This is a genomic window from Desulfocurvus thunnarius (assembly GCF_055390965.1).
The window spans coordinates 2,295,724-2,310,069 of the sequence record NZ_AP042411.1; the positions used below are offsets into that span (position 1 = coordinate 2,295,724).

The 14,346-nt window shown below is 68.2% G+C and carries 14 protein-coding genes; 5 read left to right on the forward strand and 9 right to left on the reverse strand.

Translation table 11 applies throughout. From position 1 onward, the window contains the following. Nucleotides 1-6 precede the first annotated feature (6 nt). From ACZ5KV_RS10020 to ACZ5KV_RS10045, 6 genes are all read right to left on the reverse strand, one after another. The gene (locus ACZ5KV_RS10020) at nucleotides 7-492 is read right to left on the reverse strand and encodes an asparaginase domain-containing protein (RefSeq protein ID WP_464239160.1); all 486 of its coding nucleotides are present in this window, start codon (nucleotides 490-492) and stop codon (nucleotides 7-9) included. Between the two features lie 47 nt (nucleotides 493-539). Beyond that, nucleotides 540-2,411, reverse strand: a complete 1,872-nt coding sequence (locus ACZ5KV_RS10025) for an amino acid ABC transporter permease (RefSeq protein ID WP_464239161.1) — start codon at nucleotides 2,409-2,411, stop codon at nucleotides 540-542. Nucleotides 2,412-2,512: 101 nt separating this feature from the next. Further along, nucleotides 2,513-3,340 (reverse strand): transporter substrate-binding domain-containing protein, encoded by an 828-nt coding sequence (locus tag ACZ5KV_RS10030; RefSeq protein WP_464239162.1) that lies wholly within the window; start codon nucleotides 3,338-3,340, stop codon nucleotides 2,513-2,515. A 57-nt stretch (nucleotides 3,341-3,397) separates the two neighbouring features. Next, nucleotides 3,398-4,126: an amino acid ABC transporter ATP-binding protein gene (locus tag ACZ5KV_RS10035; RefSeq protein WP_464239163.1), complete on the reverse strand. Its 729-nt coding sequence runs from the start codon at nucleotides 4,124-4,126 to the stop codon at nucleotides 3,398-3,400. Between the two features lie 36 nt (nucleotides 4,127-4,162). After that, nucleotides 4,163-5,239 (reverse strand): threonine aldolase family protein, encoded by a 1,077-nt coding sequence (locus ACZ5KV_RS10040; protein ID WP_464239164.1) that lies wholly within the window; start codon nucleotides 5,237-5,239, stop codon nucleotides 4,163-4,165. A gap of 329 nt (nucleotides 5,240-5,568) precedes the next feature. Next, entirely contained in the window at nucleotides 5,569-6,381 is an 813-nt protein-coding gene (locus ACZ5KV_RS10045) for a response regulator (RefSeq protein ID WP_464239165.1), read from the reverse strand. A 239-nt stretch (nucleotides 6,382-6,620) separates the two neighbouring features. Here ACZ5KV_RS10045 and ACZ5KV_RS10050 point away from each other — a divergent pair, with 239 nt between their 5' ends. From ACZ5KV_RS10050 to ACZ5KV_RS10060, 3 genes are all read left to right on the forward strand, one after another. After that, on the forward strand, nucleotides 6,621-7,139 hold the full coding sequence (locus tag ACZ5KV_RS10050; RefSeq protein ID WP_464239166.1) for a nitroreductase family protein: 519 nt from the start codon (nucleotides 6,621-6,623) through the stop codon (nucleotides 7,137-7,139). Between the two features lies 1 nt (nucleotide 7,140). After that, a complete protein-coding gene (locus tag ACZ5KV_RS10055) occupies nucleotides 7,141-7,455 on the forward strand; it encodes a putative quinol monooxygenase (protein ID WP_464239167.1) in 315 nt (104 codons plus the stop codon). Nucleotides 7,456-7,645: 190 nt separating this feature from the next. After that, the gene (locus ACZ5KV_RS10060) at nucleotides 7,646-8,782 is read left to right on the forward strand and encodes an NADH:flavin oxidoreductase (RefSeq protein WP_464239168.1); all 1,137 of its coding nucleotides are present in this window, start codon (nucleotides 7,646-7,648) and stop codon (nucleotides 8,780-8,782) included. Between the two features lie 182 nt (nucleotides 8,783-8,964). Here the strand turns inward: ACZ5KV_RS10060 and pstA are convergent, their stop codons facing one another. The 3 genes from pstA to ACZ5KV_RS10075 all read right to left on the reverse strand — a co-directional run bounded on the left by pstA (nucleotide 8,965) and on the right by ACZ5KV_RS10075 (nucleotide 11,797). Continuing rightward, nucleotides 8,965-9,912, reverse strand: coding sequence for a phosphate ABC transporter permease PstA (pstA, locus tag ACZ5KV_RS10065; protein WP_464239169.1), 948 nt, complete (start codon nucleotides 9,910-9,912; stop codon nucleotides 8,965-8,967). 17 nt (nucleotides 9,913-9,929) lie between these two features. Beyond that, entirely contained in the window at nucleotides 9,930-10,817 is an 888-nt protein-coding gene (pstC, locus tag ACZ5KV_RS10070) for a phosphate ABC transporter permease subunit PstC (protein WP_464241832.1), read from the reverse strand. Nucleotides 10,818-10,984: 167 nt separating this feature from the next. Then, complete coding sequence (locus ACZ5KV_RS10075; protein WP_464239170.1) at nucleotides 10,985-11,797, reverse strand: phosphate ABC transporter substrate-binding protein; 813 nt, start codon at nucleotides 11,795-11,797, stop codon at nucleotides 10,985-10,987. 493 nt (nucleotides 11,798-12,290) lie between these two features. On the opposite strand from ACZ5KV_RS10075, the gene ACZ5KV_RS10080 reads away from it, so the two are divergent. Together ACZ5KV_RS10080 and ACZ5KV_RS10085 are read left to right on the forward strand one after the other, a co-directional pair. Further along, on the forward strand, nucleotides 12,291-13,490 hold the full coding sequence (locus tag ACZ5KV_RS10080) for a PhoH family protein (protein WP_464239171.1): 1,200 nt from the start codon (nucleotides 12,291-12,293) through the stop codon (nucleotides 13,488-13,490). A gap of 146 nt (nucleotides 13,491-13,636) precedes the next feature. Next, nucleotides 13,637-14,320 carry a hypothetical protein gene (locus ACZ5KV_RS10085; protein ID WP_464239172.1) on the forward strand — a complete coding sequence of 228 codons (684 nt, stop codon included), beginning with the start codon at nucleotides 13,637-13,639 and terminating at the stop codon, nucleotides 14,318-14,320. The last annotated feature ends 26 nt before the right edge of the window (nucleotides 14,321-14,346 follow it).

Consider the following 14,346-nt stretch of genomic DNA (forward strand, 5'->3'; position numbering starts at 1 on the left):
CCGGCCTCAGCGCAGGGTCTCGAACTCGCCGCGCTCGCGGTTCTTGCGCACGTTGTCCCAGGCGAAGACCTTGCCGTTCATGGTGATGTAGGCCCCCGGGGGCAGGAGCTGCACGGCGGTGAAGGCACAGCCGAGGTTGAACAGCGCGTCGGAGTTGACGAAGGAATACGGCACCATGGCGCCCAGCAGGACCACCGTGCGCCCCGTTGCCGCCGCGCCGATGACCCGGGCGGTCTCGGGCATGGTGTCCGTGCCGTGGGTGACGACCACCTTGTCCTCGGGCGCGGCCAGCACGCGCGAAAGGATCAGCGCGCGGTCCTCGTCGCCCATGAACAGGCTGTCCTTGAGCATGACGGTCTCGATGGCCACCTCGGCCCGGCATTTGGCCTGGACGAGGATGTCGCTCAGGTGGGTCTTGGTGAAGACCAGCTCGCCGTTCAACTGGTTGTATTCCTTGTCCAGCGTACCGCCGGTGACCAGGATGCGGATCATGGTGGGCTCCGGGTGGGGCCGCCCCGCGCGGGCCGGGGCGGCGGGCGTTACATGTGCAGGCTCTGGCGCTCGGGCGACAGGCGCCGCTCCAGGCGGCGGGCGTAGGCGCTCATGGCGTAGCAGCACACGAAGTAGAGGAACGCCGCCGTGGTGTACATCTCGATGGGGTAGATCATCAGCCGGTTGTTCAGGACCATGGTCACGTTGGTCAGCTCCATGACGCCGAGCACGTAGGCCAGGGAGGTGTCCTTGAAGATGGCGATGAACTGGCCGACGATGGGCGGGATCATCTGCTTGAGGGCCTGGGGCAGGATCACGTGGCGCATGACCCGGTAGTAGGACAGGCCGGTGGAGAAGGCCGCCTCGAACTGCCCGGGCGGAATGTTCTGCACGCCAGCGCGCACGATTTCGGCCAGGTAGGCCCCGGTGAACACGGTCAGCGCGATGGTCGCGCTCCAGAAGACGTGCAGGAAGGCCCCGGTGAGCACGGGAATGAAGAAATAGACCCAGAAGATGACCATGATCAGCGGGTTGCCGCGGATGACCTCGATGTACAGCGTGCTCGGCACGCGCAGCAGCAGGTTGCCCGAGGTGCGGCCCAGGCCCGCCAGCAGGCCCAGGGGGAAGCTGGCGGTGATGGCGATGACGGCCATGAGGATGGCCATGGCCAGGCCGCCGGTGCCGCCCATGATCTCGCTGGGGTCGTCGGTGGGCAGGCGCCAGATGAGCATGGTGCGGAAGTTTTCGGCGATGACGGCCCAGTTGAAGTTCCACAGGCCGCGCAGCGCGCTGTAGAGCACGAAGGCCAGGGCGGCCAGGAAGGCGGCCTTGGCCGCCAGCACCAGGGCGGCCCAGGCGCGGGCGGCGGCGCTGTTCAGGGCGGCGCGGGCCGGGGAGTACGTCATGCCCCGGGCGGCGCGGCGCCGGGCCCCGGCGCGGCCCGCCAGATGGCGCACCGGGCGCAGGGCCAGGGCGCAGCCCGCGCACAGCGGGTCCACCACGCGGCACAGCAGGCGCTCGCCGGGGCTGCGCAGCGTCTGGCCCACGCGCAGCTTGACGTTCACCGCGTTGAGCACGGCGGAGATCATCAGCGAGAGGGTCAGGTACAGGGCCGAGGCGGCCGTGGCGGCCTCGAAGCCCCGGAAGGTCATGGACTCCACCTGCTGCGAGCTCCAGGCCAGCTCGGCCACGCCCACGAACATGGCCAGGGAGGAGTTCTTCATGTTGTTCAGGAACTCGCTGCCCAGGGGCGGGATGATGGCCCGGAAGGCCACGGGCAGGATGATCCTGCGCAGCACCTGCGGGTAGGTCAGGCCGCTGGAATAGGCGGCTTCGAGCAGGCCCTTGGGGATGGACTGCAACCCGGCGCGGATGACCTCGGCCATGAACGCGCCGGTGTAGGCCGACAGGCCGACCACGGCGGTCATGAACTCGAAGCCGAAATTCATGTCGGCCAGCCAGGGCGGCAGAATCCATTCCAGCCACGAGGGCAGGAAGGTCATGAAGGTGACCTGGAAGCCGAAGACCACCTCGCGGGCGCCCTCGGGCAGGGCCATGGGGAAGGCGAAATACCAGAACAGGAGCTGGACCAGCAGCGGGGTGTTGCGGAAAAATTCGACGTAGGCCGTGGACAGCCAGTACACGGGCCTGAACTGCGACACGCGCCCCAGGCCGAGGCATATGCCCAGCCCCAGGGCCGCCACGGCGCTGACCAGGGAGATGACCACCGTCCAGCACACGCCCATGAGCAGGAGCAGGCCGTAGTGTTCGCCGTAGGTCTGGTTGACGGTGAACAGCACGCTCCAGTCGAAGGTGTAGCCGAAGTCGAAGATCCAGCCCCAGTAGAAAACGGCGCCGACCAGGAGCAGCAGGAGCAGGCCTGCCTGCACCCAGCGTTTTTCAAGCAGCAGTCGTGTCATGTTCCCGTCGGTGGTCCTGTCGCGCGCGGCGGTGGGGGAAACATGCATGAGCCCGGGGCGGGCCCGGGCTCATGCGGTGATACATCGTCAGGACGTGCCCCTTACGGCCACATCTCGATTTCTTCGGTCATCGGGAAGGCGTACGGGGTGTCGGGGCCGTACCACTTGTTGTAGATCTGCATGTAGGTGCCGTCGGTCCACATGTCCTGGATGGCGAAGTTCACGGCGTCGCGCAGCTTGGACTCGTCCTCGGGCAGGCCCATGCCGTAGGGCTCGTTGGAGAAGAAGTCGCCCACCAGCTCGAACTGGCCGGCGTCCTGGGCGGCGTAGCCGAGCAGGATGGTGGAGTCGGTGGTCCAGGCGGCGACGCGGCCCATCTTCAGGGCCTGATAGCACTCGGACTCCTTCTGGAAGGAGATCACGTTCTTGTCGGCGTCGGCGTCGCCCAGCTTCTTGAGCAGGTTCTTGATGTTGATCTCGGAGGTCGTGCCCTGCATGGTGGCGATCTTCTTGCCGACGAAGTCCTCCCACTTGGCGAACTGGCCCTTCTTGGCGAGCAGCTTCTGGCCGTCGAAGAAGTAGGTGATGGAGAAGTCGATGGACTTGTCGCGTTCACGCTTGTGGGTCATGTTGGCGATGGACACGTCGATGCGGCCCTGCTGCACGAAGGCGATGCGGGTCTTGTTGTTCACGGCGACGCGCTCCAGGGTGCAACCCAGGCGCTTGGCCAGCTCCTCGGCCACGTCCACGTCCATGCCGACCCATTCCTTCTTGTCGTTGTAGAAGGCGCCGGGGATGGAGTCGGTCATCAGGCCCACGCGCAGGACCTTGGTCTTCTCGATGTTGTCCCACACGGGACCGGCCAGGGCGGCCGTGGCCGTCAGCAGGGCGGCCAGGCAGGACAGGGCGACGATCTTCGACAGTTTCATGGTCTTCTCCTCGCTGTGCAGACGTTGGTGTGACGGTACGCTATCCAAGTCCCACCCCTAGTGGGTGAGGATCTTGCTCAGGAAGTCCTTTGTGCGTTCGCTTTGGGCGTTGGTGAAGAACTCGTGGGGCGTGTTCTCCTCGATGAGACATCCGCCGTCCATGAACACGATGCGGTCGGCCACCTCGCGGGCGAAGCCCATCTCGTGGGTCACGCAGACCATGGTCATGCCCTCGCGGGCCAGGGTCTTCATCACGTCCAGCACCTCGTTGATCATCTCCGGGTCCAGGGCGCTGGTGGGCTCGTCGAAAAGCATGATGCGCGGGCGCATGGCCAGCCCGCGCGCGATGGCCACGCGCTGCTGCTGGCCGCCCGAAAGCTGGCAGGGATACTTGTGGGCCTGGTCGGGGATGTTGACCTTGTCCAGCAGGCTCATGCCCAGTTCCTCGGCCTCGCGGCGCTCCATGCCGCGCACGAGGATCGGCGCCAGGGTGATGTTGTCCAGCACGCTCATGTGCGGATAGAGGTTGAACTGCTGGAACACGAAGCCGATTTCGGCGCGCAGCATGGTCAGGTTGGTCTTGGGGTCGCCCAGGCTGTGCCCGTCCACGACGATTTCGCCCTTCTGGATGGGCTCCAGGCGGTTGATGCAGCGGATGAGGGTGCTCTTGCCCGAGCCGCTGGGCCCGCAGACGACCACCACCTCGCCTTCGGCGATGTCCAGGGTGATGTCCTGGAGCACATGCATGTCGCCGTACCATTTGTTGACGTGGCGGAACTGGATCAAGGTTCTCTCCGGGAGCTGGTTTTCTGAGGGTGTGCCCTACGTAGCAGAGACGCACGCGCCGGGCAAGGCGGCGTCGCCCGGGGCGCTTGCCAGGGCCTGGGCCAGGTCGGCCAGGAAGGCGTCCACATCGGCCGGGGTGGTGTCGAAGGAGGTCACCCAGCGCGCCTCGCAGGTGGGTTCGTCCCAGATATAGAAAAATTGCCTGCGCAGCAGGGCCTCGGCGGCCGGGCGCGGCAGGGTGGCGAACACGGCGTTGGTCTGCACCGGGCGCGAGAGGCGCACCCCGGGCAGGGCCGCCGCGCCCTCGGCCAGCCGCCGGGCCATGGCGTTGGCGTTTTGCGCGTTGGCCAGCCACAGGCCGTCTTCGAGCAGGGCGGTGTACTGCGCGGCGATGAAGCGCATCTTGCTGTGCAGTTGCGTGGCCTGCTTGCGGATGTAGGGAAAGGCCCGGGCGCGTTCGGGGTCGGCGAAGACCACGGCCTCGCCGAACATGAGCCCGTTTTTCGTGCCGCCGAAGGAGAGCACGTCCACGCCCGCGTCGAAGCTGGCCTCGCGCGGGGAGCAGCCCAGGGCGGCGGCGGCGTTGGCCAGCCGGGCGCCGTCCATGTGCACGGCCAGGCCGTGGGCGTGGGCCCGCCGGGCGATGGCGCGCACCTCGTCCGGGCTGTAGACGGTGCCCAGCTCCGTGGCCTGGGTCAGGGACACGGCCCCGGGCTGGGAGTGGTGCTCGAAGCCCAGGCAGTGCAGGTGGCGGTCTACGGCCTCGGGGCCGATGCGCCCGTCCCGGCCGGGCTCCAGGTAGAGCTTGGCGCCGGTGACGCGCTCGGGCGCGCCGCATTCGTCCACGTTGATGTGCGCACTGGCGCAGCAGATGACGGCCTGCCAGGGCTGGACCAGGGCCGCCAGGGCCGCGGCGTTGGCGCCGGTGCCGTTGTAGACGAAGAAGACCCGGGCCTGGGAGCCGAAGTGTTCGGCAAAGAGCTCCCGGGCGCGGCTGGTGTGCGGGTCGTTGCCGTAGGCCGGAAAATGGCCTGCGTTGGCCTCGGCCAGGGCCTGCATGACCCTGGGGTGGACCCCGGAATTGTTGTCGCTGGCGAAACTTGCGTGCGTCATGGGAGGTCTCGGCGGCGGCGGATGTCGTTGGCCCGGCGCCGCAAAGCCGGGCTTGTAATCCGAAACGGCGGGCAGGTAAAGCGGTAATCGGTTGTCGCGGGCCGGGAGGGGCCGCCGGGCGGGGCGAAAGCGGCGGGCCGGGCCGTGCCCAGTGTCGGCGGCGGGCGCCGCCCGGGCCTGACGGGCTGTCGAGAAAATCAAAATCCACGGGCTGTTCGGCACTGGCGGGCTGCAAGGCCGCAGGAAGAATAGGCCGCGCGGCGTACCCCGCGCGCAGAAGCGGCCCGGGTTTTCCGCGGGCGCGTCAGGCCGTCGTTTGGGGCGGTCTGTCAGCGTCCTGCTGCGCGCTCCTCGTTGCACTGCGTCAGTTCGCAGACGATCTCCACCAGCTCCACGGTCTGGTTCACGCGCCAGGAGAACTCCTCGGCGGCGAAGGGCTTGTGCAGGAAGTCGTTGGCCCCGTGCTTGAGGAACTTGGCCGTCATGGCCGACTCGCCCGCCCCGGAGATGCCCACGATGGCGAGCTGCTGCTTCTTGTAGCGGCGGCGGACCTCGCTGGTCAGTTCGTAGCCGTCCATGACGGGCATCTCGTAGTCGGTGACGATGAGCTTGATGTCCGGGTTGGCGTCCAGCACTTCCAGGGCCTGCTTGCCGTTTTCGGCTTCGAGGACGTGGTAGTTCTGGATTTCCAGCAGGTTGCGAACCGTGTTGCGGGCGGTGTGCGAGTCGTCTACCACCAGGGCCTTGATGAACTGGTTCTTGAACAGGCGTTCGATCTTGCTTTCCACGTCGTCCAGAACCACGATGCTTTCCTTGAGCACGTAATCGGCCACGTTGCGCGCCAAAAGCGCGTCGCGCACGTCGTCCTTGAAGGTCGCCGTGAGCACGATGGCCGCCAGCCCGTGGGACTGCACCAGATCCACGGCCTCGCCGTAGGGCGCGTCGGGCAGGTTCAGGTCGACCACGGCGGCGAAGATTTCGTCGCGCATGGTGTTCAGCACGCGGGTGGCCTCCTCCAGGGAGTCGGCGCTCACGGTGCTGAAGGTGGTCATGGCCTCCAGGTGGCGGCAGATGATCTTGGCCTGGACGTGGCTGTCCTCGATGACGAGGATTTTCTGGGCCTGGGTCTGGGTTTCGCTCATGGGCGCTCCGGCGGGGGAATTGGGCGCTTCGCCCGGGCCGGGGGGCCGGCTTGCGGGCTGGACGGTCGCGCCCGTCCAAAATCGAACCATGCCAGAAAAGACGGCCCCTGGAAAGAGATTCCGCCCGGGGCGGGGCGGGGGGTTGCGCCCGGGCGCCGCCCGGGGCATGCTGGCGGGGCGGCGGCTTCCGCCACCGGCGGTGCCGCCCCGAGCCACAGTACAGCATCAGGAGGACGCCAATGGATATCTTCGAGGCCATCCATACCCGGCGCAGCGTGCGCTCCTTCGAGCCCGGGCCCGTTTCCGGGGATCATGTTCAGGCCCTGCTGGAGGCGGCCATGGCCGCGCCCAGCGCGGGCAACGCCCAGCCCTGGGAGTTCGTGGTCGTCACCGACCGCGCCCTGCTGGACGCCGTGCCCGGCATTCACCCCTACGCGGCCATGTGCCGCCAGGCGCCCCTGGCCATCCTGGTCTGCGGCGACACCGGGCGCGAGAAATACCCGGGCTTCTGGGTCCAGGACTGCGCCGCCGCCGTGCAGAACCTGCTGCTGGCCGCGCGCGGCCTGGGCCTGGGCGCGGTCTGGACGGGCATCCACCCCATCGCCGAGCGCGAGGCGGCCTTCCGCGCCCTGTTCGGCCTGCCGGGGAGCGTGGTGCCCCTGGCGCTCGTTCCCGTGGGTCACACCGCCCAGCCCCAGGCCCGCAAGGACCGTTTCGACGCGACCCGCGTGCACCGCAACCGCTGGGAGGGCCGCTAGCATGGGCGCCGACACGGGAGTGGTCACCGTCACCGCGCGCATCACCGCGCGCCCAGGCAGTCAGGACGCCCTGCGCGAGGCCATGCGTCCGCTCATCGCGGCCACCCGGGCCGAACCCGGCTGCCTGCGCTACGACCTGCTCGTCGCCGGGGACGACCCCTGCGCGTTTTTGATGCTCGAAGCCTGGGCCTCGGCCCAGGCCCTTGCCACGCATCAGCAAAGCCCGCATATTGCGGCTTTCCGCGCGGCGGCCGGGCCTTTGCTGGAAGGCTCGGTGGTGCATACCTTCGCCGACGTGGACGTGGCGGACCGCTAGCGGGCGTCGCACGTCCGCCCGGGCGGAACCGGGCCGGACGCACGGAAATACGCCCGAACGTGCGCGGACTCGCGCGGGCACCCGGGCGCACCCGGGCGGAACCGGGCGCGCCCCGGGCCCGGCGTGCCGGGTGCGTCGGGTGCGCCGGGTGCGCCGGGTGAGTAGGACAACCCCAACCCAGAGGACAGTCATGCCTGGACCGTTCGATCCCGTCGCCATCGGCGGGTTGCAGCTTCCCAATCGTTTCGTGCGCTCGGCCACCTGGGAGGGCATGGCCGGAGAGGACGGCGCGGCCACGCCCCGGCTGGCCGCCCTGTTGCGGACCCTGGCCCGGGGCGGGGTGGGCCTGGTCATTCCCGGCCACGCCTACGTGCGCCCCGAGGGCCAGGCCGGGCCCTGGCAGCTCGGCATCCATGACGACGCGCTGGTTCCCGGGCTGGCCACCCTGGCGGCGGCCATCCACGAGGGCGGCGGCATGGCCTGCTGCCAACTGGCCCACGCCGGGCTGCGCGCGCGGCGCGAACTGACGGGCCTGGAGCCCGTGGGCCCCTCGCGTTTCGACGCCTCCGGGCATGACCGGAACTGCCGCGCCCTGGAGGGGGACGAACTGGGCGCCCTGGCCGACGCCTTCGGCGCCGCCGCGCGCCGGGCGCGCGAGGCCGGGTTCGACGCCGTGCAGATCCATGCCGCCCACGGCTTTCTGCTCTCGCAGTTCCTGTCCGCGCAGTTCAACCGCCGCGAGGACGGCTACGGCGGGCCCCTGGAGAACCGCTCGCGGCTGCTCCTGGAGGTCTACGCCGCCGTGCGCGCCGCCGTGGGGCCGGACTTCCCCGTGCTGGTGAAGATCAACTCCAACGACTACCTCGTGGCCAACAAGACGGCCTTCCACGACCAGGACATGCTGGCCGTGTGCGCGGCCCTGGCCCGGGCCGGGCTGGACGCCGTGGAGCTTTCGGGCGGCACGCCGGACTCGGGCAAATACGCTCCGGTGCGCATGGGCATCATCCGCCAGGACCGCGAGGGCTATTACCGCCTGCCCGCCAAATGGTTCAAGGAGCGCCTGGACCTGCCGCTGATCCTGACCGGCGGCATCCGTTCCCTGTCCAAGGTCCGCGAGTTTCTGGACGGCGGCATCTGCGACTGCGTCGGCCTGAGCCGTCCGCTGATCTGCGAGCCGGGGCTGGTGAAGCGCTGGCGCGAGGGCGACGGGGAGCCGTCGCTGTGCAAGTCCGAGAACATGTGCTCCAAGGCCGCCCGGGCCGGGGAGGGCCTGTTCTGCAAACTGCGCCAGGTGCAGCGCAAGGGGGCCAGGGCCGCCGGGGCCTGACCGGGAGCCTGATGGAACCCCGCCTGCCGGGCCCCGCGCGGCGCCCGGCGCAACGGCAGCGCCGCCGTCCCCCTGCCGGGGGGCGGCGGCGCCTGCGTTTCGGGCCCGCGGCCGGGGGGTGATCCGCCTCCGGGGCGGGCCGCCCGGGAGAAGGGCGGCCCGCTGTCGGAGTGCGGAGCGCGCTACAGCTTCTTTTGCAGCCGCGCGCGCAGCCAGATGGCCACGAGATTCATGCCCAGGACCAGGGCGATGAGCACCAGGGCCGTGCCGTATTGCAGGGGCCGGGTGACCTCGATCTCCGTTCCGGCGGTGGCCAGGACGTAGATGTGGTACGGCAGGGCCATGACGTTGCTGAAGATGGAGGTCGGCATGGTCGGCGTGAAGAACACGGCGGCGGTGAACATGATGGCCGCCGTTTCGCCCGCCGCGCGCGACAGGCCGAGAATGGAGCCCGTGAGCATGCCCGGCAGGGCCGCGGGCAGCACCACGCGCGAGATGGTCTGCCACTTGGTGGCGCCCAGGCCCAGGGAGGCTTCGCGGTAGGTGTCGGGTACGCTGCGCAGGGCCTCCTCGGCGGTGCCGATGATCACCGGCAGCACCAGGACGCCCAGGGTCAGGATGCCCGCCAGGATGGACACGCCGAGGCCCATGAACGTGACGAAGAAGGCCAGGCCGAACAGGCCGAAGACCACCGAAGGCACGCCCGCCAGGTTGTTGATGCCCAGGCGGATGATGCGCACCAGCCCGGGGTTGGTGGCGTATTCGTTCAGGTAGATGGCCGAGGCCACGCCCAGGGGGAAGGCCACGGCCATGGACCCGAAGGCCAGGATGGCCGTGCCCACGATGCAGGGCCAGATGCCGCCTTCGGTCATGGAATTGCGCGGCACCTCGGTCAGGAATTCCCAGGTGATGGCGGGCAGGCCGTTGTAGGCCAGGAAGGCGCAGATGACGACCAGGGCCAGGCCGTTGACCACGGCCGCGCCCCGGAACAGGTTGAACCAGGTTTTTTCGACCAGGCCGCGGCGGCCCAGGCCTCCGCGGCGCTCGGCGCGCGTCAGGGCCTTTGCGGCGGCGGGCGCAGGAGCGGGAGCGATGGTGGTGCTCATGGTGGTCTCTCCGGTGGTGGACATGGACGCTGCCTCCGCCGCTAGAGGGTGGCGGCGCCGACCTGCTTGTGCTTGTTGGCGATGGTGTCGGCGACGATGTTGAAGGCCATGGTGAACAGGAAGAGCACGATGCCCGTGGCGAACAGGGCGTAGTAGTGGTCGCCGCGGAAGGGCGCCTCGGCCATTTCCGCCGCGATGCTCGCGGGCATGGGCCGCACCGGGGAGAACAGCGAACTGGGCACCATGGCCGCGCCGCCCGCCACCATGAGCACGACCATGGTCTCGCCGATGGCGCGCGACATGCCCAGGATCACGGCGGTGCTGATGCCCGACAGGCTCGCGGGCAGGATGACCTTGCGGATGGTCTCCCAGTGCGTGGCGCCCAGGGCCAGGGAGGCTTCCTTCAGCTCCTTGGGCACGCTGAAGATGGCGTCCTCGGAGATGGAGCAGATGGTCGGCACGGACATGAAGGCCAGCATCACCGCCGCGTTGAAGAGGTTCAGCCCGGTGGGGATGTCGAACATGTCCTGCAGGAAGGGCGCGAAGAGCACCATACCGAAGAAGCCGATGACCACCGAGGGCAGCGCCGCCAGCAGCTCCACCACGGGCTTGACGTAGCCGCGCACCCGGGGCCGGGCGATTTCGGCCAGGTAGATGGCCGTCATCACGCCCAAGGGGATGGCCAGGGCCGAGGAGGCCGCCGTGACCAGAATCGAGCCCACCAGCAGCGGGAAGATGCCGAAGTCCGGCGGGTCGGCCGTGGGGTACCACTCATGGCCGAAAAGGAATTTGAGCGGCGGGTAGTCCTGGAAGATGGGCAGGCCTTCCATGAACAGGAAGATCATGATCAGCGCCAGGACGAGGATGGAGGTGGAGGCCGTGAACAGGAAGGCCGACCGGATGCATTTTTCCTTGAGCTTGCGATCCATCATGGGCTGGTTCTCCGCTGGGTGCTGCCGCCCGGCGCCGCTCCGACACGGCTCCGGGAACAGAGGGAAAAACGAGGGGCGCGGGACGTGTTTCCCCCCGCCAGCCGAAGCTGGCGGGGGGCTGCGCCGCCGGGGGTTCTCCCCCCCCGGCGGCGTGGGCGTCCCGCCTAGTACAGCGGCACGTAGCCGGCGTCCTTGGCGTGCACCTGGCCGTACTTGGGGTGCAGCAGGTACATCACGAAGGAAGCCAGTTCGCCTTCGGGCCAGCCCTTGGTGAACACGTAGAGGAAGCGGGCCACCGGGTACTTGCCGGAGGAGGCGGTCTCGGGGTTGCCCTCGATGCCGTTGACCTTCAGGGCCTTGAGGGAGGAATCCAGGTAGCCGTAGCCGACGTAGCCGATGGCGTACTTGTTCTTGGACACGGCCTGGGCCACGGCGCCGTTGGAGGCCTGGAGCAGGGCGCCGGCGAAGACGCGCTCCTTGTTCATGATTTTCTCTTCCCAGGTCTCGTAGGTGCCCGAGGAGGTGTCACGCGAGATGACCACGATCTGCTTGTCGTCGCCGCCCAGGTCCTTCCAGTTGGCGATCTTGCCGGTGTAGATGTCGCGGAGCTGCTCGATGGTCAGGTCGCCCACCGGGTTCTCGGGGTGCACGACGGGCACCAGGGCGTCGATGGCGATGGCGAAAGGCACGGGGTAGACGCCCTTTTCCATGGCCAGGGCGACTTCCTTGTCCTTCATGAAGCGGGAGGCCATGCACAGGTCGGTGGTGCCGTCGATGATGGCCTTGATGCCGTTGCCCGAGCCGCCGCCGGAAACGGACAGGGTGGTCTCGGGGTGGGCCTTCATGTAGGCCTCCACGGCTTTCTGCATGATGGGCAGCACGGTGGTGGAGCCGGACACGCCGATCTGGGCGGCCCAGGCGCTGGCCGAGAAAGCCACGACCATGAAGGCCGCGAGGAGCAGGTTCTTGATGCGCATGTGATCCTCCAAGCAAATTGGGTTGTATGGGCAAAGTCAGGTCGGCTGCCCCCGGCAACCGATGCGAGAGGTTTAGGCGGGCGATGTTACGGCGGGGTTACGGGGGGACAGAGAATGTGTGACAGGAATGTGAGCGCGCAATGCACCTGAATATAAAGAGATATTTTTGCGAATAGCGTCGGGGCCGTTGCGCTTCGTGCCGTCGGGGCAGAGGGCGCGTGGCGCCCGGGGGCGGCTCCGGCCGGAGGGCTGGGCCCCGGGAGCGGACCATCGGGGGAGCGGAGACAGGCGCCGCCTGCGCCGGGAGGCCGCCGTCGCGTGACCGCTTGGTGACGTTTCTAAAACATCTCTAGAAAGAGTTTACACCCGCTGGCGATTGCACTAGCCTGCAAGGGAAACCCGGGCCGAAGCTCCCCCCGGGATGCTCCAGGCTGGAGCCGTCGGAGGTGGCGACACTGCGGAACCTCAGCCAGAAAAGGATGGCCTTCCGACAATGCACCAAGCCCCGAAGAATTACATTGTCGATACCAACGTCCTGATCGAGAACCCCTACAGCATCCTGAGCCTTCGCAACGGCAACGAAAACAACATCTACATTCCCTACCACGTTCTCATCGAGCTGAACTCGCTCAAGACGAACGCCCGCCTGCGGCATATCGTGGCCAAGGTCATCGACGTGCTGCTGGAAAACCGCGATCACATCCGCTTCATCCGCAACGACGCCAGCGTCTCGCGCTTCACCGAGGAGGTGGTGGACAACTTCATCCTGCGCGAGATCAAGGACAGCCCCGAGATCACCGACCCCATCCTGGTGACCAACGACCGCATCCTGCAACTGCAGGCCGGGATGCTGGACATCGCCAGCGAGGAATTCAAGGATTCCAAGCCCTTCGAGTCCGAGTCCCAACTCTACACCGGCTTTTGCGACAACGGCGACAAGCCGTTGCCCAACAGCTTCCGCTGGGTGGAGGGCAAGCCCGTGCTGTATTCCCCAGGCGGCGAGCGGACCATCACCTGGCAGCACACCCCGTGGAACATCCGACCCCGCTCGGTGTACCAGAATCTGGCTCTGGAACTGATCATGGACGACGCCATCGACCTGGTGTCCGTGCAGAGCGAGGCCGGATTCGGCAAGACCTACCTGGCCCTGGCCGCCGCCCTGTACCTGACCCTGGAGAAACGCCGCTTCGAGAAGATCTACATGCTCAAGCCGACCATCGAACTGGGCGCCAAGCTGGGGTACCTGCCCGGGGCAATCGAGGAGAAGATGGAGCCCTACGTGCGCTACATCATGGACCTCGTGCTCAAGCTGCACGCCCAGCGCCCGGCCAACAAGCTCTTCGCCGACCCCGAGGCCCACGTGCCGCGCTACAACACCAAGCGCTTCGAGATTCTGCCCCTGGCCTTCATCCGGGGCATGAACATCGAAAACGCCATCGTCATCGTGGACGAATGCCAGAACCTGTCGCGGGCCGAGGTCCGCGCGCTGCTCACGCGCATGGGCGAGGGCGTGAAGTGCCTGTGTCTGGGCGACACCAGCCAGGTGGACAACCCCTATCTCAGCGAATCCAACAACGGCCTGAACTGGATCGTGCGCAAGTTCAAGGGCTTCGACAACTACGCGCACATCGTGCTCAAGGGCGACCGTTCGCGCGGGCCCATCACCGACCTGGTGCTGCGCTCCAAGCTCTAGCGCCGGGCCCCGGGGGGCCCCGCCCCCACGCCATGCGGGCCGCACCGGAAAATCCGGTGCGGCCCGCCGCATTTTCCTTTCGCCGCCATTTGCGCGGCATCGTATTTGCTTGCCCCGGGGGTGGGAAAATTGTGCAGGAGGCAGGCATGGACATCGATATTTCCGGCGGTTCCGGCCCGGGCCTGTTCCAGGCCCCGGCGGCTCTCGCGGCGCGCATCCGGCCCGGGGCCGCGCCCTTTCCCGATCCGGCGGCGCTTGTGGACCCCGCCCTGGCCGCTCTTCCGACCCTGCCCGAGGGCGTGACCTCCTGTGAAGTCGGCCCCGAAGACGACGCTATCGCCGCCGCAGGGGCTGGTCCCGGGGACGCGGCCGCTGGAGCGGCCTTGGAGCGCGAGGCCCGGCTCCAGGCCATCCGCGACTACATTGAGACCTGCGGCGCCCCCGAGGAGAAGGATCAGTCCGGCGCGCCGGACGAAACTTTCTGGGATTACCTGCAACGCCAGGATGACCCGAAGACCCGCCAGGGAACGCCTCTCCTGGCCAACCAGACCTGGGCCGTCACCGTTCAGGATCCCGACGACCCCGGCACCGTGCACAACTTCACGGTCAAGACCGACGCCCAGGGCAAGGCCAGGATCACCCGGCACATGGAGTTCGACTCCGGCGACGGCGAAGACCGCTCCAGGCTCACCCGCCGCCGCGCCGAGGACGCCACCGCCCCCGGCGACACTCCGGGCCGGGCCGAAGCGCAATCCGCCGCCCCGGCCGCCCAGTCCACGGCCGCCCGTGGCAAAGCCCGCGACCGCCGCGACGAGGACCGCAAGGCCTGAGCCCCGCGCCGCAACGCGCAAGGCCG

Excerpts from the sequence above, each read along its gene's own strand:
- ACZ5KV_RS10060 (WP_464239168.1), top strand. The coding sequence starts at position 7,646 with ATGCCTGGACCGTTCGATCCCGTCGCCATCGGCGGGTTGCAGCTTCCC.
- ACZ5KV_RS10020 (WP_464239160.1), bottom strand. The coding sequence starts at position 492 with ATGATCCGCATCCTGGTCACCGGCGGTACGCTGGACAAGGAATACAAC.
- ACZ5KV_RS10045 (WP_464239165.1), bottom strand. The coding sequence starts at position 6,381 with ATGAGCGAAACCCAGACCCAGGCCCAGAAAATCCTCGTCATCGAGGAC.
- ACZ5KV_RS10040 (WP_464239164.1), bottom strand. The coding sequence starts at position 5,239 with ATGACGCACGCAAGTTTCGCCAGCGACAACAATTCCGGGGTCCACCCC.
- ACZ5KV_RS10075 (WP_464239170.1), bottom strand. The coding sequence starts at position 11,797 with ATGCGCATCAAGAACCTGCTCCTCGCGGCCTTCATGGTCGTGGCTTTC.
- ACZ5KV_RS10030 (WP_464239162.1), bottom strand. The coding sequence starts at position 3,340 with ATGAAACTGTCGAAGATCGTCGCCCTGTCCTGCCTGGCCGCCCTGCTG.
- ACZ5KV_RS10055 (WP_464239167.1), top strand. The coding sequence starts at position 7,141 with ATGGGCGCCGACACGGGAGTGGTCACCGTCACCGCGCGCATCACCGCG.
- ACZ5KV_RS10050 (WP_464239166.1), top strand. The coding sequence starts at position 6,621 with ATGGATATCTTCGAGGCCATCCATACCCGGCGCAGCGTGCGCTCCTTC.
- ACZ5KV_RS10025 (WP_464239161.1), bottom strand. The coding sequence starts at position 2,411 with ATGACACGACTGCTGCTTGAAAAACGCTGGGTGCAGGCAGGCCTGCTC.
- ACZ5KV_RS10085 (WP_464239172.1), top strand. The coding sequence starts at position 13,637 with ATGGACATCGATATTTCCGGCGGTTCCGGCCCGGGCCTGTTCCAGGCC.
- pstC (WP_464241832.1), bottom strand. The coding sequence starts at position 10,817 with ATGGATCGCAAGCTCAAGGAAAAATGCATCCGGTCGGCCTTCCTGTTC.
- pstA (WP_464239169.1), bottom strand. The coding sequence starts at position 9,912 with ATGTCCACCACCGGAGAGACCACCATGAGCACCACCATCGCTCCCGCT.
- ACZ5KV_RS10080 (WP_464239171.1), top strand. The coding sequence starts at position 12,291 with ATGCACCAAGCCCCGAAGAATTACATTGTCGATACCAACGTCCTGATC.